The organism is Micromonospora sp. NPDC000121, from assembly GCF_042899165.1.
GTDB lineage: Bacteria > Actinomycetota > Actinomycetes > Mycobacteriales > Micromonosporaceae > Micromonospora.
Window position 1 is genome coordinate 1 of the sequence record NZ_JBIAZP010000016.1, and the last position, 20,329, is coordinate 20,329.

Below are 20,329 nucleotides of genomic sequence, written 5' to 3' on the forward strand. Positions count from 1 at the left end.
ACAACCGAAAGCTCGTGAGGGGTCACCGCGACATGACACTACCGCCAGCCCTCAGCAACCCCTCCGACACGCCGGACCTAACAAAGCACTACTAGCCCCCGCCCAATCAATCGTTCGCTCTTCTGCAGCTGAGGATCATCTGCTCCGCCGTATGCCCGCCATCGGGTACTCATTGTGACTGGGTCCTTCCAGCCCGTCCGGGGGGCATTGGGCTCTTACAACAGGTGGAGCACTTCATGGCGACTTAAATCGCCAACGTGGTTCACACGCATGTAGATCATCGACGACCGCGCGCTTCGCTGGTCCTGCTGGTAACAGCGCGCCAGTTCAAGTCGGGAGCCAGGTCAGTGATGGAGACGCCAGCGGCAGCAAGCTGCCGCAGGTTCGCTTCGTACGCTGGATGCGCGGCGAGTTCTGCCTTGACGTTCGGAAAGGCATATACGGGCAGGCCGGCGCCCAAAGTCTGGTTGAGAATGCCGAGAGCAAGAGTGTCGTTGATGCCGAGTGCCCACTTGTTTATGACGTTGAATGTGGCTGGTGCTACCACAGTCACGTCAGCCGCGGGGTGAGGCTCTGGTTCGCCGGGCAGTCGCCACTCAACCCGAACCGGGTACCCCGTTTGTTGAACCACGGCGTCCCGATCGATCCAGGTTGCGGCGGTCGGCGTAGCAGTCACGCAGACAGTCCAGCCCTCATCCATCAGCAGGTCGATGAGCTCACCGATCCGCAGCGCCGGCGGGGCGGCGCAGACAACGAGGGCCAACACCGGATACGTGCTCATACCGATAGCCCTGCCCGCTCAGCCAGCGGTCGGAGCCCCGGCATAGCAACCCGCCGCTCCTTGGACAGCAGGTCGAGCAGAAGCTCGCGGGCCTGGATGTTGGTGTGTACCACCTCCGCGGCTACCCGTTCGGCTTCGAGCAGGTGGAGCACAGCAGCGGATTTGTCCGGCGTGCCCATCATCGCTGCTGCGGCCAGGTCGACATGTACCTGCGCCCGCCGGCCGACGAGCACGGTTGGCAGGTGTGAGGTGTCGAGCCGGACTCCGACTTCGACAGCATGGCCTACGTTGCCAGCACCTACCGCCACCGAGACGGTGTGGATGGCGACATTGGTGGGACCGAAACCGGTCCACAAGCAGTTGCGGTCCGCCCCGAGCTTTTCGGCCAGCCCATCGGCTCCGGCGAGGTTTCGTGCCGCATCCTTCGGCTTACCACGGCCGGCGGCAATCACGGCAGCCAGGAGCAGCAGTGCGCCGTGCGCGGAGAGGAGGGCCGGATCGGCCGTCCGCGTGTCGGGAGCGAGTTGCGCGATGCTGGTCTGCACGACCTGCTCGGCTTCGTCCCTCCTCCCTGGCGCACGCAGTAGCCCGCAAGCCGCCTGGTAAGCGGCTACTGCCGCCAAAGCGCGATCGCCAGCGAGCCCTGCGGACGTCGATGCCCGGTCGGCCGCTAACAAGGCGGTGTCGCCATCTCCCACCTTGACCGCGAGCTTCGAGGCCGCAATGTAGGCAGCGGCCAGCACCCGGAACGCGCTGGAGCGCTGGACCCCGGACGCCTGCCCCGCCAGGTCGGTGGCCTGGCTGAGGACATCCGGCAGCAGTCGAGCGGTGGAGCTGTAGCTTGCACGCTGGTAGAGGTGGTGGAGCCGACCCACGCTCCGGCGTACCTCCACGAGGGAACGTAGCGGCTCCGCAGACCGGCCAGGTATGTAGCTGGTGAGGAACGTACGTACGCCGGTCAGGAGCTCTGAACGGGCCGCTGCCGACGCGGGACTGCGGATATCCTCTCCCATCATCTTTCCTCGACACTTCGCCACTGACACGTCGACGAGCATCTCGTCGAGTTGTTCGAGGGTAATTCGCAGTGCCGAAGCAATCCGGCTCCGGTGCCATGGCTGTGGGTCTGTCTCGGCGCTTTCCCAGCGGACGACGGTCGACCTCTCCACACCGAGCGTTTCGGCCAGTCGCTCCTGACTGAAACCGAGCGCCTTCCGCCGCTGGCACAGCCGGTGTCGTTTCAAGGCCACGACCGGTTCTCCCTCCGTCTGCCGCCACTGTAGTAACAGTCCGTCGATAGAGCGGGTACGCGCATGCCTCACTTATGCGTCACTTCGGCCCCTCGAACGCTGTAGTCCCTGGTCAGCCGTGCGACAAGGCTGAAGCGCATGGCCCGGGGCGGGTGCTGGCTCCGGAACTGCGTCGACCCGAACGACGCAGCTCCGCCCCCGCCCGCCCCGGTGCCGTTCCACAAACCGCAAATTGAGGGGCAGCAGAAACGTGACCACCCTGCTCGACGACTTCCCGGTCCTCACCCCCGTCACCGACGAGGACCTCGCCACCGCCGTACGGGCGGTGCGCACCCACGTGCCGGAGAGCTGGCCGGAGGGCGAGCTGTGCCGCAGCGAGCGCGTCCCGTACCCCTGCCGCCTCGCCCGCTGGGGCCGCGCCACCCTGGAAGCCGCCGGCCTCACCGAAGCCGAAGCCGAGGCCGAAGCCGGGGGCGAGCAGGGCGGCTGGGCATGACCGCACAGGAGGCGGTCGGCCAGTGGCTACGCCTCGTCGTGGCGGACGCCGAGCTGTCGCCGTACCTCATCGGGGTCGATCTGGACCGGCTCGGCGCGCACCTGGCGGCGAGCCTCACCGCGGCCCTCGAAGGTCAGCCAGCGACGGACCCGTGGCGCGGGTTCGGCCTGTCGGAGGCGCAGCACCGGCGGATCATGGACTACCTGGCCGGCGTCCTGTGGGCGCTCGACCTGCCCGACGACCGGGTCGCCCGCACCCGGCGGGCCTTTGCTGACGAGGTGGGCGCGTGAACCTCGCCGCCGCCTGGGAGGCGGCCGTCGACAAGGGCGCCGACGCCTTCTGGTGCACGCTGGAGGACAGCCGCCCCGGGCTGCTCCCCGAACGGGACGCGCCACTGCTCTTCGCCGCGCTCGGCCGCCTGACCAGCGGCGGCGACAACCCGGCCGGGCGGGCGGCGCTGCTGACAGTGCTCGGCCGCGCGTACCGCCGGCACGGCCTGCTGCCGCACGAGGCCGCCATCGGCGAAGCGCTGCTCGCCGCCGTCGCCCGGCAGGCCCGCGCACTGTGGACGCCGCCGCTTGCCGCAGAGTGGGAGCGCGCCGGCCGCCGCGCCGCCGAGGCCGTGCGCGACGCCGCCGCCCGCGCCGACGACGGCCCGGCCTGGTGGCCCGTCGAGGTGATCGGCCGCGACCGGCCGTGCGACACCGTCGTGATCCTGACCGTACGCCCCTGGCGTCGCCTGCCCCACCGGCCCGGCCAGGCGGTCCCGGTCTGCACGCCGCGCCGGCCCGGCCGCTGGCGTTGGCTCTCCCCGGCCAACGCCCCGCGCCCGGACGGCACCGTCGAGCTGCACGTCCGCGCCATCGCCGCCGGCACCGTCTCGCACAGCCTCGTCCACGACGTACGGCCCGGCGAGCTGCTCTGGCTCGGCCCGCCGCGCGACGCCGGCCTCTGCCTGGACCTGCCCTTGCGCAGAGATCTGCTGCTCGTCGCCGGTGGCACCGGCCTGGCGCCGCTGCGCGCCCTGGTCGAGCAGGTCGCCGCCGCGCCGGACGCCCGGCGGGTGACCCTGGTCGTCGGCGTCCGCAGCTTCGCGGACCTCTACGACGCGATCGCCCTCGACCGGCTCCAGGGTGCCCACGACTGGCTGACGGTCGTGCCCGCCTTCAGTCACGACCCCTGCGCCGAGCCGGCCGAGCAGGGCGACGCCCTCACCATCGCCCTCGACCACCATCGTCCGGACCACGACGTGTACGTCTGCGGCCCACCGCCGATGCTGGCCGGCGCGCGGCTGCGGCTGCTCGCCGCCGGGGTGCCCGCCGACCGCATCCACCTGCCGTCGGAGATGGCGCCCTGATGGCCGTCTACCGCAGCCGGCACGCCCTGCCTGGCCCGCTGACCCCGGACCGGGTCCTCGGCGTCGCGCTGCCGCGCACGTCGCTCTGCCGGCGCGGCTACCGGGTCGACGAGGTCGACGCCCTGCTGCACCGCCTCGCCCACGAGCTGCGTGACCGCACCCGCCAGCTCGACCTCACCCGGGCGGAGAACCACCGCATCAAGGAGGCGCTCCGCACCTGGCAGACCCGGCACGCCGGCCGGTAAGCGGTCGTCTCGCCCGATGAGCCGGCAGGGGGCGTTCGGCGGTCGGCCGTCCCGGCGATCGGGCCCACTGTGGAATGACGGAAGCACGTTGGTGTCGGTAGCCTCCTTGGATGCTCGACGCCATCCACGACGACCTGTTGGCCGACTTCACCCCCGTCCAGCCGTACACCACGGAGGCCGCGGCCGCCGCGCCCCAGTCGCCGGGCGTGCACGTGGTCCTTGAGGACGGGAAGGTCATCTACGTCGGCTTCACGGGCAACCTGCGCAACCGGCTCCGGCAGCACCTGACCGGCAACCGCGAGTCTTCGGTGCTGCACCAGCAGGTCGGTCAACAGCTCGACAAGCTCGGCCCGGTGGCAACGGCCACGGACATCGCCGACTGGCTGGGCCGGTGCGAGGTCCGCTGGCGGAAGGACGACAACCCGCAGGGAGCGAAGGAAGCACTGGTCCTGGCCCTGAAGCCGCGCTTCAACCGGCAAATCCCGAAGCCCCGCCCTGCCGCAGAGTAGGAGCGGGGGCTTGGCGGCCCTCAGCTTGCTGCGGGGCGGGGAGTCGTCTTGCGCTCGGGCACCCGGATGATGTCCGTGTCGATGCCTGGTCGCCGGGGAACATAGAACCAGCCCTCATCGGTGTCCGGGTCGTAGTGCAGAACAGTGTTCTCCCTCGCGAGCCGCCTGAGCCAGGCGTCCAGCTTGACTCTCTCCTCTTCCCGCAGTTGCTTGCCGGCGCGACGGCGCGCTTCGGTGCGCAACATCTGGATCGGGAAGAGCCACCGGTGCTCATCCCTGAGGAGCCACGGGATCAGCTCGTCATTGCGGATCGTCCGCCGCTGGAGTCCTCGCCGTCGGCGGAAGTTTCCCCAGAGCGAGGGCACGGTGTCGATGCCGTACTTGCGGCGGTACTCCTCCACCATCCACTGGTAGCTTCGCCCCTCCTCGAACCATCGCAGGACCTCTTGCTCATTCTGGATCTTGCTAGCGGGCATCCCGATTCGTTCGACTTTCTTTCTGGCTGGGCGCGCCAGCTGATCAACAACCTGCGGGATGAGTGAACATCCGGGTGGTCAACACGTCAACCACTGTCAGTAGGCTGCGGTGCAGCATCGGCGACATGAACAGGAACGGTTGTGAAAGTCACCATCACCGTGTGTGACGTGTGTCAGGACAGGCAGCGTGAGGCCAAGACGTACGAGGTCGTCTCGGAGGGCCGGACCGCGGAAACCGACCGCTGCGCGGAGCATGCGGCTCCGTTCGAGGCGCTGTTCCCAGTGACCGAGCCGCGTCCGGGGCGACGCCGGTATCAGGTCACCACGATGGAAGAGATCGAGGCGCGCAAGGCGAGCCAGGCCAGCACCCGCTCGCGGGCCTGACCGCAGCTCATTACGCCGCTCGGAGTTCATGGCCACCCGCGCCCGCCGCGCCTCTGCTCACTTGCGCCAAGCCGGGGCCATGCGCTCGGACATCTCGTGCCAGAAGGTTCGCAGGTCGTCCCGGTTGACCGCCTGCCAGTCCGCCCGCCCGGGCGAGCGGAACCAGCGCCCGACGAGGTCGATCTGGTGGGCGCAGAACGCCTCGTCCATCTGGTACGGCAGCTCGTCGCCCTTCGGTGGCAGCGGGCACAGCCGGAACGGGCAGTCGTCGATGCAGGTGGAGCCCGGCTGGACGTCGTGGGCCTGGCGGCGGCTGAGGGTGACCCGCATGGCGGTGCGGTCGATGGTGAGGCACGGGGGCAGGTCGGCGCGGCTGGCCCGGCTGAGCCGGCGCGCCCGCTCGTCGTTGTCCCGGCCCCGGTCGGCGAGGTTGAGCAGCAGCATCACGTCGGCCAGCAGCCGTTGGGCCCGCGGTTCCAGGACGGCCCAGCCGTGCGACGGCGGTAGCCAGGAGTCCTGGAGCCGGCGGATGCCCGGCTGCGGGCTGACCGCCCCTACCCGGCCGACGATCTCCCGCTCGTCCACCCAGCAGTGGCGCTCGGGGTGGCGGTCGATGAGCGCCTCGACGCACAGGTCCGCGACCTCGAGGACGAGCGGGTGGGCCGTACCGCTGCCGGGTTGTGGGGCGCGGTGCCCGCCGCCCGCGATCGAGGTCCAGAACGCGACCAGCCCGCGCGGGTCCGAGCCCTGACCCCGTTCGTGCAGCGTCTCGCCGGGGTCGCGGGGAAGGGCCAGCAGGGTGAGCGCCTGGATGAGCACCAGGTGGGAATACCAGAACCGGGAGTGCCGCAGCGCCTTCTCGGCCTCCTCGACGAGCAGGCTGCGGTGCGCCGGGTAGGTGCGGCAGTTGGCGGCGAGCCGGAAGCCCTGGGCGAGGGTGAGCTCGTAGACGCGGGCCCCGTCGGAGGCGTCGGTGGCCAGGCGGTGCACCCAGCGGCGCAGGGTCTCCCGGGCCACGTGCTGCCAGTTCGGTTCGCCGGGGGCGTGCGCGCCGTCGGCGTAGAGGAACAGTGACGGCGCGATCCAGGTGCGCAGCTCCTCCAGGCGCTCCCGGCCCGTGGCGTCGGCCGCGTGCGGCGGCTCGTCGAGCAGGTCGCGCAGCGCGCGGGCGGCCGCGTTGCCGCCGCTGGCGATCTCGCGGGCCGCGGCGAGCCGGGGGAGGTACGACGACTCGTCGGCCATCATCTGGAACAGCTGGCGGTACTGCGGTGTGGGCTGCCGCGGCCGGAGCCCGGTGGGCTCGGGTGGCCGGTCGGCGAGTTGCCGGGCGGCGTCGCCGTACCGGTGCACGAGGGCGATCTTGGCGTCTTCGAGGGGGCGGTCGGTGACGGACCCGTCGCCCTGGTAGCGGGGCCAGGCGTGGCGGATGGCGTCGGCCAGTTGCCGGTGCGCGGCGTGCCCGGTGGCGGCGTCCATCTCCAGCGCGGCCGCGAACATCTCCAGCGCCCGGGTGCGGTTGCGCGTCGCGGTCGCCGCGTCGAGGAGCCGGCGCACGAGCGCGGCCGACCGGTGGCGGGTGGCCCTCTCGTCCCGGCCGCCGGTGGGCAGGCCGACGGCCCGCCGGGCGGTGTCGGCGAGACGGTGCAGGTCGGCTCGCCGGGAGGCGGGGCTGCGCCGCCCGTCCAGTCGTTCGAACGCGCCCGCGCTGCGGGTGTGCAGGGTGAGGGCGGACAGCAGTTCCCGCCCGGGGCCGTGGTTGCGGGTGAAGGCCTGCGTGAGGAAGTCGTCGTCGCGCATGGCGGCGGTGAGGAAGCGCGAGCCGAGGTACGCCTGGATCACCCCGTGCTGGAAACGCACCCCGTCCTGCCGCTTCACCACGATGTTCAGGGCGTCCCCGGTGGTCTCGGCGAGGCCGATGTCCTGCGGGTTGTCGGCGCTGAGCTTGTGCAGCCGGGCGCGCAGCTCGGTCAGGATCCACCCCCGGCCGGCGTCGGTCGTGCCGTCGCCGCCGGTGAGTTCCGTCGTACGCACCGACAGCCGGTTGTTGCGCAGCCCGATGCAGGCGAGGGCGGAGAGCACCTCGATCGCGTCGGACCGTTCGGTCTGCGGCATGCCGTAGTCCTCGTACAGGTCGCCGGCGACGGTGGCGTCACACCACTCCTCCAGCAGGCTCCAGCGCAGCGCCGACCTGCCGGGGCCTGCCGGCTCGACCCGGTCGAGGCGGTCGACCTCGTGGAGCTGCCCGATGACCCGCAGGTAGAACGGTGAGTCGGCGACGTCGGCGGCCTTGACCAGCCCGGTGATGCGGTCCCACCGGTGCCCGGCGTCCGAGCTGCGGCTGTGGGCCCGCACGTACTCCAGGGCGGCGCCCTGGGAGAGCGGTTCCAGTTGCAGCAGCAGCGCGTCCAGCCCGCGCAGCGGGTCGTCGGGCCGCGACGCGACCACCAGGGGGAGGCGCTCGCGGACCGCGCCCCGGACGGCCTCCCGGAGCACGCTGTCCCGGTCGGCGGGCTGGGTGGCGTCGGCGAGGACCTCCTCCAGGCCGTCGGCGAGCACCACGATGCGGTTGTCCAGCCAGAGCCGCCGCCACATCCGGTCCGCCTCGCCGGCGGCGTGGAGCTGGGTGTCGATGGTGCGCTGGAACTGTTCGAGGGCGAGCTGGTGGAAGTTCAGCTTCTCCGGATCGGTGACCGTCCGCAGGTCGATCCCGATCGGCACGACGCCGGTGGCCATCAGCATCTCCGCGAGGCGTGCCAGGGTGGCCGTCTTGCCGGTGCCGATGCCGCCCACCAGCAGCAGCGGGCGTCGGGTCGTCTCGTCGCGGAGCCGCTGCATCATCAACTCGCACAGCTCGTCGCGGCCGACGACCCTGCTCGGGTCGAGGTCCCGTTCGGCGGTGGGCAGCAGGATGCGGCTGTTGCGCAGGACGTTGCGCCGGTACCAGCGACGGACCGGCACGTATCGCCAGAAGAGGAAGAGCGCCAGGCCCAGCGCCGCGACCATCGGGGGCTTGACGAAGCCTTCCACCTGCCCGCAGTAGTACGACCTCGGCGGTTCGCCCGCACACCATTTCGACACCTTGAGGAAGCCTGGCTCGGTGTCGAGGATCATCAGGACCAGGGAGAGGGCGGTCCACACCAGGAACACCCCGGCAATGGCGACGATCGTCCACCGCAGCCCGCGGTGGTGCCGCCAGCTCATCCGGTGGTCGGCCCGCTCGTCCGTACGCCGGCGGCGGTTGCGTTCCGCCTGCCGTTCCCGTCGGGTGCGCCACCGACGCCGCCGCTGGCGGAGCCAGAGTTGGGCCGCCCAGACCGGACCACGTTTCGGCCCGTGCATGGACACCCCCATGATCGACATGGTCGGCCACCGGACGGCGACGCCTGCCCCTCCACTCCACGCCAACGCTAGTGCGGTCGCCGCAGGCCAGCGCCCGGTTCCGGCATTCCCGCGCCGGCCCCGGGCCCGGCCGTGACCCGTCGGCGGTCGTTTGGCGTAATGTCCCGTGGACCTCGTGGGGAAGGTGAGGGCGATGGTTGTCGAGCTGGAGGTGCCGCCGGCCGTCGAGGCGGAGCGGGTCATCACGGCCGTGCTGGCCGACCTGCGCTCGGGCGAGCACCGGGGCGTCGTGGTCGACTCGCCGCCCGGGGCCGGCAAGTCGACCCTGGTGGTGCGGGCCGCCGTCGAGCTGGCCGCCGCCGGCGAGCCGCTGATCATCGTCGCGCAGACCAACGAGCAGGTCGACGACCTCATCGACCGCCTGGCCCGCAAGGTGCCCGAGCTGCGCATCGGCCGGCTCTCCGCCGCCGACTACAAGCCGTCCGAGCGGGTGAAGGGCCACGAGACGGTCCGGGTCGCCGCGAAGGTCGCCGACCTCGGCGGCCCGGCCGTCATCATCGGTACGGCCGCCAAGTGGGCCACGGTCGCCGAGGGCTCCTGGCCGTGGGCGATCGTGGACGAGGCGTACCAGATGCGGTCGGACGCCCTGCTGCGCGTGGCCGGCAGGTTCGAGCGGGCGCTGTTCGTCGGCGACCCCGGTCAGCTCGACCCGTTCTCGACGGTGGAGACGGCGCGGTGGACGGGGCTGACCTGGGATCCGATGCAGTCGGCGGTGGCGGTGCTGCTGCGGCACAACCCGGAGCTGCCGGTGCACCGGCTGCCGGTGTCCTGGCGGTTGCCCGCCTCGGCGGCCCCGGTGGTGGCGGCGGCGTTCTATCCGTTCACCGGGTTCCGCGCCGGCACGTCCGCGTCCGACCGGGCGCTGACCTTCGCCGAGGCGGGGCCGGGGGACGCGCTGGACCGGGTGGTGGACCTGGCGGCGTCCACCGGCTGGGCGCTGCACGAGTTGCCGGCCCGGCACACCCTGCGTACCGATGCGGAGGCCGCCTCGGCGTGCGCGGCGCTGGCGCTGCGGGTGTTGCAGCGCGGCGCGGTCGCCGTCTCCGAGCACGCGCCGGCGGGCGCGCCGGTCACCGCGGACCGGATCGCCGTCGGGGCCGCCCACCGCGACCAGGTCGCGGCCATCCGCGCGCATCTGGGCGAGGCCGGGGCGGGCATCACCGTCGACACCGCCAACCGCCTCCAGGGCCGGGAGTACGACGTGACGATCGTGCTGCACCCGCTGTCGGGGCGGCGGGACGCCACTGCGTTCCACCTGGAGTCGGGGCGGCTCTGCGTGTTGACGTCCCGGCACCGGCACGCGTGCGTCGTGGTGGCGCGCGCCGGCATCGGCGAACTGCTGGACGCCCATCCGTCCACCGAGATCGTGCACCTCGACGTGCCGGTGAAGTTCCCGGACGGCTGGGAGGCGAACCAGACGATCCTCGCGCTGCTCGCCGGCTCTGTCGGCGGCCGGTCGCGGTGACGCCGTCCCGGCCCGCCTGCCGGGCGTTGGCCTCCAGCCGGCCCGCCTGCCGGGCGTTGGCCTCCAGCCGGCCCGCCTGTCCCGGCCAGCCTGTCCCGGCCCGCCCGATCCGGCAGGCCGGGACGGACCGGCGCCCCTGGTGACTAGAAGTCGGCGGCCACGGCCATGTTGAACTTGTCGATGGCCTCCTTCTTCTCCGGCGGGAGCGCCTCGACGTCGATCCGGTCGGTCTCGCTCTTCCCGTCGTGGGTGTCGACACCCTTGATGAGGTGATCGACGACGGAGTTCGCCTCGTCGGGGGTGAAGCCTGCGTCGGTCAGGATGTGCAGCGGAAGTTCACTCATGTCGGCCGCCGGTACCCGTCATCACCCGCCTGCACACGCCGTCGGGACCCCTTCCGCAGCGATAGGGGTGGACGACTTCCGGCCCAGTGGCGGGGTGGCCGCCGCGCCGACCGCCGTCACCGTCGGGGCGTACGAGGCGGAGGCGTTCGCCGGCAACTGGTCGAACACCACGTACGCGATCTGCGCGACGGCGTAACCGACGCGCAGCCCCGGCCGGTGGACACGCCCGACGAGGGCGCGTCCGCCGCGGCCGCGTCGGCGATCGGGTCGGGATGCCGGGCAGGGTGGACGCGCCGTGGGCGCGGACGCGGAGCGGTGAGCCCGGCGCTAGGCGGTGGTGGGAAGGCTGAACCGCACGCCGGTCGCCTGTTCGGACAGGTCCCACAGGCGGCGGCCGGTCTCGACGTCGGCCGCCGCGGGGGACAGCCGCACCAGCGTCGGTCCGCCGCGCAGTTCGGCAAGGCCGTCCGGCCCGACGAACTGGCCGCCCCGCACGGTCGGGTCGGTTGCCGCATACAACTGTGGCAGCGCGCCCACGGCCGGGGCCTGGGCGAACAGTGGGTTGCCGATGCGGCCGAGCACGACCCGCCACGGGCCGACCGGCGCGCTCGTCTGCAGATTGGTGGCGGTGTAGCCGGGGTGGGCGAGGACGCTGCGGACCGGGCTGCCTGCGGCGGTCAGCCTGCGGTGCAGCTCCCACCCGAAGGCGGCGTTGGCGAACTTGGACTGGTTGTAGAAGGCCATGGGCGAGTAGCCGTGCTCGCCGGTGAGGTCGTCGAACCGGATCCGCCCCTGTCGGTGGTTGATCGAGCTCACCGTGACCACGCGGGGGTCGCGTCCGGCGGTCAGCAGGTCGAGCAGCAGCCCGGTGAGCGCGAAGTGGCCGAGGTGGTTGCAGGCGAACTGCAACTCGTGGCCCTGTGCGCTCAGCGACCGCGGCGGCGCCATCACGCCGGCGTTGTTGACGAGCACGTCCAGGCGGGGATGGTCGGCGCGCAGCCGGTCGGCGAAGGCGCGGACCGAGTCGAGGTCGGCCAGGTCGAGGTGGCGTACCTCGAGGCTCGCGTCAGGGTGCTCGGCGGCGATGTCCCTGACCGCCGCGTGGCCCTTCGCCTCGTCGCGTACGGCGAGGATCACGTGGCCGCCGCGGCGGGCGAGCGCCCTGGTGGTGGCGAGGCCGAGGCCGCTGTTGGCTCCGGTGACGACGAACACCCGACCGGTCTGGTCCGGGATCCTCTCGATGGTCCAGCCCTTCCGCATCATGCGGCACATCATGTCCCCGGTGGCACTCAGTGTCAATAAGTTGCCGGGGTGTCATGCATGGCATGGTTTAACATCGGCCCATGAGCGCCAAGCCGGAAGTGACCATGGCCCAACGCAAACGTCAGCTCGTCTCGGACGAGCTGACCGAAGCGGCGCTGCAACTGCTGGCACTCAAGGGGTTCGACGCCGTCACCATCGACGAGATCGCGGCCGCCGCCGGCGTGTCCCGGCGTACGTTCTTCCGCTACTTCGCATCCAAGGAAGACGTCGTCGTCCAGTTCCTCACCGGCATGGGCGCCGACATCCAGGCGGAACTGGCGGCACGACCCGTCGAGGAGCCGCCCTCCGTCGCGCTGCGGCACGCCGTCTGGGTGCCGATCGCCGCCTGCGCCGACCATCCGGGCAGGGCGCTGCGCGTGGTCCAGCTGATCCTGCGTACCCCCGCCCTGCTCGCCCGCTTCCTGGAGCGTCAGGCGCAGTGGCGCGACGACCTGGCGGCGGTGCTGGGAAGCCGCCTGGGGCTCGACCCGGACACCGACCTGTACCCACGGTTGGCCGCCGGGATGGCGCTGAGCGCCTTCGACGCCGTGCTGCAACGCTGGAGCGACAGCGACGGCGCCGAAGACCTGGCCGACCTCACCGACCGGGCCTTCGCGGTCATCGCCCCGGCGCTGGACGCCGTCGAGGGGCGAGCCGCCGACGCACGCGAACCGCGGTAGACCGGCCGTCGAGGGGCCGGCGCCGCGGGCCCGGGTGGCAGGAGGCGGTGGCGACGCGAACGACCTCGTCGGCCACCTGATCCGCTGGCCGAACCAGCCGTCACCGGCCCGGGGGCTGGTATTCGACCCGCTCCCGGGTCGCCTCGTCGATCTCCTCCGGGGTCAGCACCGGGGTGACCCGGGTGTCCACCCCACCCGCCGCCCGGATGTCGATGGCTACCGCGGCGGCGGTCTTGTGGTCGGGCAGATCGCACACCACGTAGGTGTCGTCCGCGCCGAACCCGAAGTGCATCGACTCCATCCGACCGCCGGCGCCTTCGATCGTCTTCCGGACGACCTCGGCGCGTTTGGTGCCGCCGTCGGCGGTGAGCCCCTTGATTCCGTCGATCGTGTAGGTCGACTTCAGCAGGAACTTGGCCACGCCGCCATCACCTCCCCGAAAATCGTCGCCCAGGGATCAGCTCGATCCCTGTCGTTGGACCCGCTGTGCGCCCTCGACCTTGGCCCGTCCCTGGTCGCGTTCGCTGCCGGACGATCCGCTGGCGGTGCGCAGGTGACGGGCCTTCGGCGAGTGCTCGGTGGAGGAGCCCTGGTGGCCGGGCGCCCCGCTGCCGGGATGTCGCCGGCCGCGCGCCGACTCGCCGCCGGGATCGTGCTTGTTCTCCTTGTGGCTACCCATGCGCCGCGCGTACCCGGTCCTCCGGCGGCTAGTCCTCGCCGCGCAGTCGGCCGACGACAGCGGGCGAGAAGCGGGCATCCGACCCCGTCCGGGCGGAAAGCCGACCGGCAGCACAAGACCCGGATCCGCGCCGCCGTCGATCACCGGAATTCATGTCGGTCTACCGATAGAACGACGATTCATCTGATCAATGTCGGTCGATAGCGTGACCGGGAAAGGCCGTCCATGAAAGGCGGACCATGACCAATCCCATCACCTCACCGTCCCGGCGGCGGATCCTGCTCGGCGCCGCCGCGGCCTCGGCGGTCACCGTCGCCGGGGCGAGCGCCGCACACGCCGCACCACCCGCCGGGGGAGCATCCCCGGCGCGACCCGCCCAGCCCCTCGTGGCCCGGGACCGGGTCGCCACGGCACGGCTGGCCGGCGGGCCGGCCCGCTTCCAGGCCGACTTCCACGAACGCCTCGACGCCTGGCTGGCCTTCTGGTCGGCCAACTCGCCCCGGAGCTGGAGTGCGCCGGTGGAGGTCGAGGGCACGGTGACCGCGGCCGGCGACGCGTTCACGCTGCACACGATCCGGATCAGCCGCGACGACGAGACGCGGGACGCCTTCACCGCCGGGCGGGTGGACGCCGGCCACCTGGCGACCCTCGCCAGCCTGCACCACCACTTCCCGTCGGTGCGCGTCGAGGCCGGCGGCGCGTTGCGGGTCACCGACGGCCCCGCCGGCTGGACGGGCTCGGCGGAGCAGGTCGCGTTCGCCGTCACCGCCTGCCGTGAGATGTGGGGGCTGCGCGCCGCCGACGCGACCAACTGGCGGGCGCACGCGCGCCGAGCCGGGCACGGGGTTGACCCCGCCTCCCGCTCCGGCTGGGCGGCATTCACCAGGGCGAGTCTGCGGCGCGGGCTGCGGACCGAATCGTACTGATCTGTGGAGGTAAGGACATGGCACGCAGCGAATTCCGGTTCGTCGTCGACGGCGTCGAGCTGACCCCCGACCAGCAGAGCCTCATCGCCAGCGAGATCCAGAAGGCGGGCCTCAACGCGCTCTCCGTCGCCGGCAGCAAGCTGACCAACCCGCTCGCCGTCGGGCACGCCAACATCAAGCTCCGTCCCGAGTGGTACGGGCTGTGGCTGATCGACGGCCCGTTCGCCGAGGAACTCGGCCAGAAGATCAACGACCTCGGCTTCTGGATGCAGCGGTGACGGACCCCGTCCACCGGCCGGACCCGCCGGAGCGGATGTGCCCGAGCACCCCCGCGGCCAACGCCACGGTCTTCCTCGGCATGATCACTCCGGCGGGTCGGGTCGCCTACGTCACGCCGCCGCTCCCGGCCGAGGTCGCCCTCGCCCAGGCCGGCACGGACGAGCCGGTCGAGTCCCGCTACCGGCTTGCCGGCCCGTGCGTCACCGCGAAGTGCGGCTTCTGGACCGGCGAGCACTGCGGCCTCGGCGAACGGGTCGCCGCCTCGTACCGCGACACCGCCGGCCCGGCCGAGGCGGACCTGCCGCGCTGCGCGATCCGGCGGACCTGCCGGTGGTACGCCGAGCAGGGCCGCGCGGCCTGCGCGGCCTGCTCCCACGTGGTCACCGACGCCCGCTGACCCGGTGCCGCCCGACGTCCTCGCCCGCCTTCGGCGTCGGTCGACCTTCCGGCAGACGGGCCGGAGGCGGCGGGATGTCCGACGGTTCCGCTACGGTCGCAGGCGTTCAGCCGCTGCCCCGGCACCTCTGGCTCCCGGGGCGACCGCTGACCCGAAAGGGCGGGTAAACCTCGCGGCCCGCTGCGGTGTCTTGCTGACTGACGAGATCAGGAGGCCAGATGCGGGACACGCGTGGCGCGGAGTTCGACGACTTCGTCCGTACCCGGTCGGTGGCGCTGCTGCGGGTCGCCTACCTGCTGACCGGTGACCGGCACGCGGCCGAGGACCTGCTCCAGGAGGTGCTGGAGCAGGTGTACGTGCGGTGGCCCCGGGTGCGGATCTCCCCGGAGGCGTACGCCCGGCGGGCCTTGGTGAACCGGTCGATCAACCGGTGGCGGCGGCGCGCCCGGCGGCCGGAGCAGGCGCTGGGGGACAACGACGGGGTCGCCCGCGACCACGCCGACGACATCGCGCTGCGCCAGGCGGTCGTAGCGGCGCTGCGTACCCTGCCGCCCCGGCAGCGCGCCGCTGTCGTGCTCCGGTATTTGGAGGACCTGTCGGTCGCCGACGTCGCGGCGACGCTGCGCTGTTCCGAGGGAGCGGTGAAGAGCCACGCCTCCCGTGGGCTGGCCCGCCTCCGGGAGGCGCTGGCCGGATCGAGTCTCGTCCTGCCCCTCCCGACCGGCACCAGGAGTTCGCGATGAGCATCAACGACAGTGACGTCCGGGCCGTCCTGCATCGGGTGACCGACGGCCTCACCGGCCCGCCGACTCTGCTCGACGACGTGCGTCGGGGCGGGCGTCGCCGGTTGCTGCGACGTCGGGTGGTGCTGGCCGCGGCGTGCGCGGCCGTGTTGGCCGTACCCGTCGGAGGTGCGCTGCGCCTGTCGCACGACGGGCCCGCGGTCGAGGTCGCCTCGCCGCTGTTCGACGAGCCCACCCGCGGCGATCTGGCCGGCGACGAAGGGTACCTGCGGCAGGCGCGGGAGGCGTGGCAACAGCGGATGAGGGAGGCCGACGCCGACCTCCCGGGCGAACCGCACGTGGTCTGGGCGGGCAGCACCCCGGCCGGCCCCGCCGCCTATGTCGTCCAGCGGGCGATCAGCAAATCGGTGGTGTGGGAGCCGCCCGGCGAACGCGTGATCGGCCTGGCCGCGTTCGTCGAGCCGACCGCCGACGGGCCGCAGGTCATGAGGGTGGAGAGCCTCAGCGAGGCCGGCACGGACGGCAACTCGCAGGCCGTGCTGCTCGGACCGAGTCGCGACGTGCTGGTTCTGCTCGACTTCGGAGACCCGGTGGAGTTCTCCCCGACGCTCCGGTACGCCGCCGACGGCCGGATCGAGCGCACCTTCCAGCGGGTGACGTTCCGGGACGGGGCCGCTGTCCTGTCGGTGCCGTCGCAGCACGGCAAGGTGACCGTCGCCCTGTCGCGGCCGCCGGTCAGCCTCAGGAACGCCGTGCACATCAGCAATGCGAGCCAGATCCTCTTCCCGGACGGGCAGAGCAGCCCTCAACCGCGGCAGCTCACCCACACGTTGCCGGGCGCGCAACGGGCCTGGGGCCCCGAACCCGCCAGGCAGGCTGCCCTGGCGGCTCACGACACGGACCCGCTCGCCGCCTACATCGACGCCGGCGGTACCCACCGAGAGGGGGATGCGCCGCGGCTGACCGTCTACGGGGCCACGCCCGACGGTCGGCGGCTACTGCTCCAGACCATCCAGTACGACGACGACCCCGCCCGCGTGATCGCCCTGCTCACCCGCGGCAACGCCCCCTTCCAGGCGGCGGCCAGCGGGTTCGCCGACTGGCAGGCGCCGCTGCCGGTGCGGCTGCGGCTGCCGGATGCGCAGGGTGTCCTCGTCGCCGCCGAGGGCGCGACGCTGAGCTACCGGGTCGGCGCCGGGCGGTGGCAGGACGCCGGGCGGGACGCGGCGCTGCTGCCCGCCGATGCCACCGACGTGCGCGTCACCGCCGCCGACGGCGAGATCGCCACCGTCCCCGTCGGCCCCTGACCGGCCACGGAAACGACGACGGGCACCACCACGGCCGTGGCGGTGCCCGTTGCCCGTTTCGCGAATCAGCGGCGGTTGTAGCGGTACATGGTCAGGACGCCGAAGACCACCACGAACCCGGCGCTCCACGCCAGCGTCCACATCGTGCTCGACGCGTCCGACGCACCCGACATCACGGCCCGCACCGACGCCACGAGCTGGGTGATCGGGTTGACCTTCACGAACGCCTGCAACCAGCCGGGCATGGTGGCCGGATCGACGAAGACGTTGCTCAGGAAGGTCAGCGGGAACAGCACCATCATGCTGACCCCCATCACCGACTTCTCGCTGCGCAGCACCAGGCCGAAGAACGTCCAGACCCAGGAGAACGCGAACGAGAAGACCACCAGCAGGCCGATGCCGCCCAGCACGCCGAGCAGCCCGCCGTCGGGACGGAAGCCCAGCACCAGCCCGACGCCGAGGATGACCACGGCGGCCAGCACGTAGCGCAGCACGTCGCCGAAGATCATGCCGACCAGCGCGGCGGGCCGCCACACCGGCAGCGTCCGGAACCGGTCGAAGACGCCCTTCTCGATGTCGGTGTTCAGGCCCACCCCGGTGTACATGGTGATCATCACGACGCTGGTGACCATGATGCCGGGCAGGAAGAACTGGAGGTAGTCCCGCGGGCTGTCGGCGAGGGCGCCGCCGAACAGGTACGTGAACATCAGCACCATGATGATCGGGAACGCCGTCACGTCGAACAGCTGCTCCGGCACGTGCTTGATCTTCAGCAGGGCCCGCCAGCCGAACGTCAGCGACGCCGACAGCGGGCTCGGCCGGCTCGGCCGGGCGCCGGGCGCGAGGACGGTCGCCAGCGCGTCCGCCGACGGTACGTAGACCGACGGGGCCGGCCCGGTAGTGGTGGTGGCGTCGCTGCTCATCGGGCTGCCTCCAGCTGCGCGTCCCGCTCGTCGGCGCCGACCGCGGGGTGATCGGTCAGGGCCAGGAATACCTCGTCCAGGCTCGGCTGGCCGAGAGAGAAGTTGTCGACGACGATGCCGGCGCGGGCCAGGTCGCCGAGCACCCGGGCGGCCTGCTCGCTGGCGTCGAGGTCGCCGCCCTCGCCGCCGACCCGGGCGGTCAGCGCCACCGGGTCGGGCTCGAGTTGCACCGGCACGCCGAGCACCGCGTGCAGCAACCGCTCCGCCTCGGGCCGCTGGTGCGCGTCGCGCAGTCGCAGGTGGATGGTGCCGGAACCGACCGAGGACTTCAGCTCGCCCGGGGTGCCCTCCGCGATCACCCGGCCGTGGTCGACCACCGCGATCCGGCCGGCCAACTGGTCGGCCTCGTCGAGGTACTGCGTGGTCAGCAGCACCGTGGTGCCGTGCGCCACCACGGCCCGGACGATCTCCCACACCTGGTTGCGGCTGCGCGGGTCCAGACCCGTCGTCGGCTCGTCCAGGAACAGCAGGTCGGGGGTGTTGAGGATGCTCGCGGCGATGTCGAGGCGCCGCCGCATGCCGCCCGAGTACTTCTTGACCTGCCGGTCGGCCGCCTCGGTCAGCCCGAACGCGGCGAGCAGCCCGGCGGCCCGCTGCCGCGCGGCCGGCTTGCCGTACCCGAGCAGCCGACCGAGCAGGATCAGGTTCTCCAGCCCGGTCAGGTCCTCGTCCACCGAGGCGTACTGGCCGGTGAGGCTGACCCGGGCCCGCACGGCGTCGGCCTCCTGGACGACGTCGTGGCCGAACACCCGGGCCCGCCCGCCGTCGGGGCGCAGCAGCGTGGCCAGCACCCGCACCGCCGTGGTCTTGCCGGCGCCGTTCGGGCCGAGCACCCCGTAGACGGTGCCGGCGGGCACCGCGAGGTCCAGGCCGTCCAGCGCCCGGGTGTCCCCGAACGAGCGGGTCAGGCCCTCGGCCTCGATGGCCAGGCCGGTGCTGCGTCTGTTCACGATCCCTTCCCTTCTTCACGAATCTTCAAAGGACGTACGGGGGGCGCGGCGCGGCCGCCGCGCATCGTCACGACGTGCAGGGCGGTGAAGACCGTCCGGAGCCGGTACATGGCGTGCAGGCCGACCGAACCACAGCCGTACGACACAAAACCCACCGGCTTCGCGTGCCACTCGTCGTACGCGTTGTCGATCGCCTGTTTCAACGACGCCGGGAAGCTGTGGTTGTACGCGGGGGAAGACCACGACGGGCTGGGCGATCCTGCCCGGGCACCAGGGCCGCGGGCTGGCGACCGCGGCGGTGCGGGCGGCGGTGGCCGTGGCCCGCGCCCGGCGGACGCACCGCTTCGCGCACGCGTACCCGTCGGTTGACAACGCCCCGTCCAACGCGGTCTGCCGCAAGGCGGGCTTCACGCTGCTCGGCGAGACCGAGTTCGAGTACCCGCCCGGGCGTCTCATGCGCTCCAACGACTGGCGCCTCGACCTGACCACGTAGTCGGGGCGAGGGCCGACCGGGGAGCGCGATCAGTGGATCGGATCGTGGGAGCCGGCCCGGTATGCGGCCAGCGGTCACCAGGGCAGCACGCCGTAGCCCCCGCCGGCGTCCATCTGGTAACCCCAGAGCAGCCCCGTCGGCCCGTCCGCCGGCAGCGTCGCCAGGTGCACGCTCACCTCCGCGCCCTGCTCCGCCGTGCGGAAGCCGCCGTGCCCGTTGAGGTCCGTGGCGCAGTAGCCGGGGTTGGCCGCGTTCACCTTGATCGGGGTGTCCCGCAGCTCCTTGGCGTACATCGCGGTGACCATGTTCAGCGCCGCCTTCGACGACGGGTACGGCACCGAGGTCAGCTCGAAGAACGCCCCCTGCGGGTCCGTCATCACCGCGATCGAGCCGACCTCGCTGGAGACGTTGACGATCCGCGCGGCCGGCGCCCGGCGCAGCAGCGGCAGCAGCGCGTTCGTCACCGCCACCACGCCGAAGACGTTCGTCTCGTAGACCCGGCGCAGCGTGGCGACGGTGGCCTCGCTCGGCAGCGACCGGTCGCCGTCGCCGAGCACGATGCCGGCGTTGTTGACCAGCACGTCGAGCCGGCCGTACTCCTCCTCGACCAGCTTGGCGGCGCGCGCCACCGACCCGTCGTCGGTCACGTCCAGCGGCACGTGGCGGGCGTCGACCCCGCCGTCGCGCAGCTCCCGCTCGGCGGCCAGGCCCCGCTCGGCGTCCCGGGCGCCGACCAGCACGGTCATCCCGCGCGCGCCGAGCTGCCGGGCGGTGGCGAGACCGATTCCCTTGTTGGCCCCGGTGACCAGGGCGATCATCTTCGTCGTCATGCCGTCGACCCTGCCGGCCGGGCCGGGTCGCGGGGAGAGACCGGCCGAGGCTGGGAC

General features: G+C 72.3%; 25 protein-coding genes and 2 pseudogenes. 15 read left to right on the top strand and 12 right to left on the bottom strand.

The window, feature by feature from the left end:
* Window positions 1-277: 277 nt before the first annotated feature.
* Complete coding sequence (locus ACFY23_RS29895) at window positions 278-781, bottom strand: flavoprotein (RefSeq protein ID WP_350687261.1); 504 nt, start codon at window positions 779-781, stop codon at window positions 278-280.
* A complete protein-coding gene (locus ACFY23_RS29900; protein ID WP_350687263.1) occupies window positions 778-2,028 on the bottom strand; it encodes a helix-turn-helix transcriptional regulator in 1,251 nt (416 codons plus the stop codon). Before ACFY23_RS29900 ends, ACFY23_RS29895 begins: the two co-directional genes overlap by 4 nt.
* A 232-nt stretch (window positions 2,029-2,260) precedes the next feature.
* On the opposite strand from ACFY23_RS29900, the gene ACFY23_RS29905 reads away from it, so the two are divergent.
* The 5 genes from ACFY23_RS29905 to ACFY23_RS29925 all read left to right on the top strand — a co-directional run bounded on the left by ACFY23_RS29905 (window position 2,261) and on the right by ACFY23_RS29925 (window position 4,635).
* The gene (locus tag ACFY23_RS29905; protein WP_350687265.1) at window positions 2,261-2,524 is read left to right on the top strand and encodes a hypothetical protein; all 264 of its coding nucleotides are present in this window, start codon (window positions 2,261-2,263) and stop codon (window positions 2,522-2,524) included.
* A complete protein-coding gene (locus tag ACFY23_RS29910; RefSeq protein ID WP_350687266.1) occupies window positions 2,521-2,814 on the top strand; it encodes a hypothetical protein in 294 nt (97 codons plus the stop codon). Before ACFY23_RS29905 ends, ACFY23_RS29910 begins: the two co-directional genes overlap by 4 nt.
* On the top strand, window positions 2,811-3,881 hold the full coding sequence (locus tag ACFY23_RS29915) for an FAD-binding oxidoreductase (RefSeq protein WP_350819479.1): 1,071 nt from the start codon (window positions 2,811-2,813) through the stop codon (window positions 3,879-3,881). Before ACFY23_RS29910 ends, ACFY23_RS29915 begins: the two co-directional genes overlap by 4 nt.
* Entirely contained in the window at window positions 3,881-4,126 is a 246-nt protein-coding gene (locus tag ACFY23_RS29920) for a DivIVA domain-containing protein (RefSeq protein ID WP_350676963.1), read from the top strand. The genes ACFY23_RS29915 and ACFY23_RS29920 overlap by 1 nt, the downstream gene beginning before the upstream one ends.
* 110 nt (window positions 4,127-4,236) lie before the next feature.
* The gene (locus tag ACFY23_RS29925) at window positions 4,237-4,635 is read left to right on the top strand and encodes a GIY-YIG nuclease family protein (RefSeq protein ID WP_350676962.1); all 399 of its coding nucleotides are present in this window, start codon (window positions 4,237-4,239) and stop codon (window positions 4,633-4,635) included.
* A 20-nt stretch (window positions 4,636-4,655) separates the two neighbouring features.
* Here ACFY23_RS29925 and ACFY23_RS29930 read toward each other — a convergent pair whose 3' ends face one another.
* Window positions 4,656-5,111, bottom strand: a complete 456-nt coding sequence (locus ACFY23_RS29930; protein WP_350676961.1) for a hypothetical protein — start codon at window positions 5,109-5,111, stop codon at window positions 4,656-4,658.
* A 141-nt stretch (window positions 5,112-5,252) separates the two neighbouring features.
* On the opposite strand from ACFY23_RS29930, the gene ACFY23_RS29935 reads away from it, so the two are divergent.
* On the top strand, window positions 5,253-5,495 hold the full coding sequence (locus ACFY23_RS29935) for a hypothetical protein (RefSeq protein ID WP_350676960.1): 243 nt from the start codon (window positions 5,253-5,255) through the stop codon (window positions 5,493-5,495).
* 57 nt (window positions 5,496-5,552) lie between these two features.
* On the opposite strand, the gene ACFY23_RS29940 is transcribed toward ACFY23_RS29935, so the two are convergent.
* Window positions 5,553-8,846 carry an NACHT domain-containing protein gene (locus ACFY23_RS29940; RefSeq protein WP_350676959.1) on the bottom strand — a complete coding sequence of 1,098 codons (3,294 nt, stop codon included), beginning with the start codon at window positions 8,844-8,846 and terminating at the stop codon, window positions 5,553-5,555.
* Window positions 8,847-9,027: 181 nt separating this feature from the next.
* Here ACFY23_RS29940 and ACFY23_RS29945 point away from each other — a divergent pair, with 181 nt between their 5' ends.
* Complete coding sequence (locus tag ACFY23_RS29945; RefSeq protein WP_350676958.1) at window positions 9,028-10,359, top strand: AAA domain-containing protein; 1,332 nt, start codon at window positions 9,028-9,030, stop codon at window positions 10,357-10,359.
* 143 nt (window positions 10,360-10,502) lie between these two features.
* Here ACFY23_RS29945 and ACFY23_RS29950 read toward each other — a convergent pair whose 3' ends face one another.
* A complete protein-coding gene (locus ACFY23_RS29950; RefSeq protein ID WP_350676957.1) occupies window positions 10,503-10,703 on the bottom strand; it encodes a hypothetical protein in 201 nt (66 codons plus the stop codon).
* 67 nt (window positions 10,704-10,770) lie between these two features.
* On the opposite strand from ACFY23_RS29950, the gene ACFY23_RS29955 reads away from it, so the two are divergent.
* A complete protein-coding gene (locus ACFY23_RS29955; protein WP_350676956.1) occupies window positions 10,771-10,899 on the top strand; it encodes a hypothetical protein in 129 nt (42 codons plus the stop codon).
* 131 nt (window positions 10,900-11,030) lie between these two features.
* Here the strand turns inward: ACFY23_RS29955 and ACFY23_RS29960 are convergent, their stop codons facing one another.
* Window positions 11,031-11,963: an oxidoreductase gene (locus ACFY23_RS29960; protein WP_350676972.1), complete on the bottom strand. Its 933-nt coding sequence runs from the start codon at window positions 11,961-11,963 to the stop codon at window positions 11,031-11,033.
* 83 nt (window positions 11,964-12,046) lie between these two features.
* Between ACFY23_RS29960 and ACFY23_RS29965 the strand changes: the two genes are divergently transcribed.
* Window positions 12,047-12,685, top strand: a complete 639-nt coding sequence (locus tag ACFY23_RS29965; RefSeq protein ID WP_350676954.1) for a TetR family transcriptional regulator — start codon at window positions 12,047-12,049, stop codon at window positions 12,683-12,685.
* Window positions 12,686-12,785: 100 nt separating this feature from the next.
* Here ACFY23_RS29965 and ACFY23_RS29970 read toward each other — a convergent pair whose 3' ends face one another.
* Both ACFY23_RS29970 and ACFY23_RS29975 read right to left on the bottom strand, forming a co-directional pair.
* A complete protein-coding gene (locus tag ACFY23_RS29970; RefSeq protein ID WP_350676952.1) occupies window positions 12,786-13,106 on the bottom strand; it encodes a GYD domain-containing protein in 321 nt (106 codons plus the stop codon).
* Between the two features lie 36 nt (window positions 13,107-13,142).
* Window positions 13,143-13,364, bottom strand: coding sequence for a hypothetical protein (locus ACFY23_RS29975; RefSeq protein WP_350676950.1), 222 nt, complete (start codon window positions 13,362-13,364; stop codon window positions 13,143-13,145).
* A gap of 239 nt (window positions 13,365-13,603) precedes the next feature.
* Between ACFY23_RS29975 and ACFY23_RS29980 the strand changes: the two genes are divergently transcribed.
* The 5 genes from ACFY23_RS29980 to ACFY23_RS30000 all read left to right on the top strand — a co-directional run bounded on the left by ACFY23_RS29980 (window position 13,604) and on the right by ACFY23_RS30000 (window position 17,016).
* Window positions 13,604-14,290, top strand: coding sequence for a hypothetical protein (locus ACFY23_RS29980; protein WP_350676948.1), 687 nt, complete (start codon window positions 13,604-13,606; stop codon window positions 14,288-14,290).
* 17 nt (window positions 14,291-14,307) lie between these two features.
* Window positions 14,308-14,568, top strand: a complete 261-nt coding sequence (locus ACFY23_RS29985; RefSeq protein ID WP_350676946.1) for a hypothetical protein — start codon at window positions 14,308-14,310, stop codon at window positions 14,566-14,568.
* On the top strand, window positions 14,565-14,966 hold the full coding sequence (locus ACFY23_RS29990) for a hypothetical protein (protein ID WP_350676944.1): 402 nt from the start codon (window positions 14,565-14,567) through the stop codon (window positions 14,964-14,966). The genes ACFY23_RS29985 and ACFY23_RS29990 overlap by 4 nt, the downstream gene beginning before the upstream one ends.
* Before the next feature lie 218 nt (window positions 14,967-15,184).
* On the top strand, window positions 15,185-15,709 hold the full coding sequence (locus ACFY23_RS29995) for a SigE family RNA polymerase sigma factor (RefSeq protein WP_350676942.1): 525 nt from the start codon (window positions 15,185-15,187) through the stop codon (window positions 15,707-15,709).
* On the top strand, window positions 15,706-17,016 hold the full coding sequence (locus ACFY23_RS30000; RefSeq protein ID WP_350676941.1) for a hypothetical protein: 1,311 nt from the start codon (window positions 15,706-15,708) through the stop codon (window positions 17,014-17,016). Before ACFY23_RS29995 ends, ACFY23_RS30000 begins: the two co-directional genes overlap by 4 nt.
* Before the next feature lie 65 nt (window positions 17,017-17,081).
* Here the strand turns inward: ACFY23_RS30000 and ACFY23_RS30005 are convergent, their stop codons facing one another.
* The 3 genes and pseudogenes from ACFY23_RS30005 to ACFY23_RS30015 form a co-directional block, all read right to left on the bottom strand.
* Window positions 17,082-17,939, bottom strand: a complete 858-nt coding sequence (locus ACFY23_RS30005) for an ABC transporter permease (protein WP_350676939.1) — start codon at window positions 17,937-17,939, stop codon at window positions 17,082-17,084.
* Window positions 17,936-18,949 carry an ATP-binding cassette domain-containing protein gene (locus ACFY23_RS30010; RefSeq protein WP_350676937.1) on the bottom strand — a complete coding sequence of 338 codons (1,014 nt, stop codon included), beginning with the start codon at window positions 18,947-18,949 and terminating at the stop codon, window positions 17,936-17,938. The genes ACFY23_RS30005 and ACFY23_RS30010 overlap by 4 nt, the downstream gene beginning before the upstream one ends.
* Window positions 18,946-19,179, bottom strand: a pseudogene (locus ACFY23_RS30015) (NADPH-dependent FMN reductase); the annotation flags it as partial. The gene ACFY23_RS30010 and the pseudogene ACFY23_RS30015, both read right to left, overlap by 4 nt.
* A 20-nt stretch (window positions 19,180-19,199) precedes the next feature.
* Between ACFY23_RS30015 and ACFY23_RS30020 the strand changes: the two are divergent.
* Window positions 19,200-19,442, top strand: a pseudogene (locus ACFY23_RS30020) (GNAT family N-acetyltransferase); the annotation flags it as partial.
* A gap of 74 nt (window positions 19,443-19,516) precedes the next feature.
* On the opposite strand, the gene ACFY23_RS30025 reads toward ACFY23_RS30020, so the two are convergent.
* Window positions 19,517-20,272, bottom strand: coding sequence for an SDR family oxidoreductase (locus ACFY23_RS30025; protein ID WP_350676935.1), 756 nt, complete (start codon window positions 20,270-20,272; stop codon window positions 19,517-19,519).
* Between the last annotated feature and the right edge of the window lie 57 nt (window positions 20,273-20,329).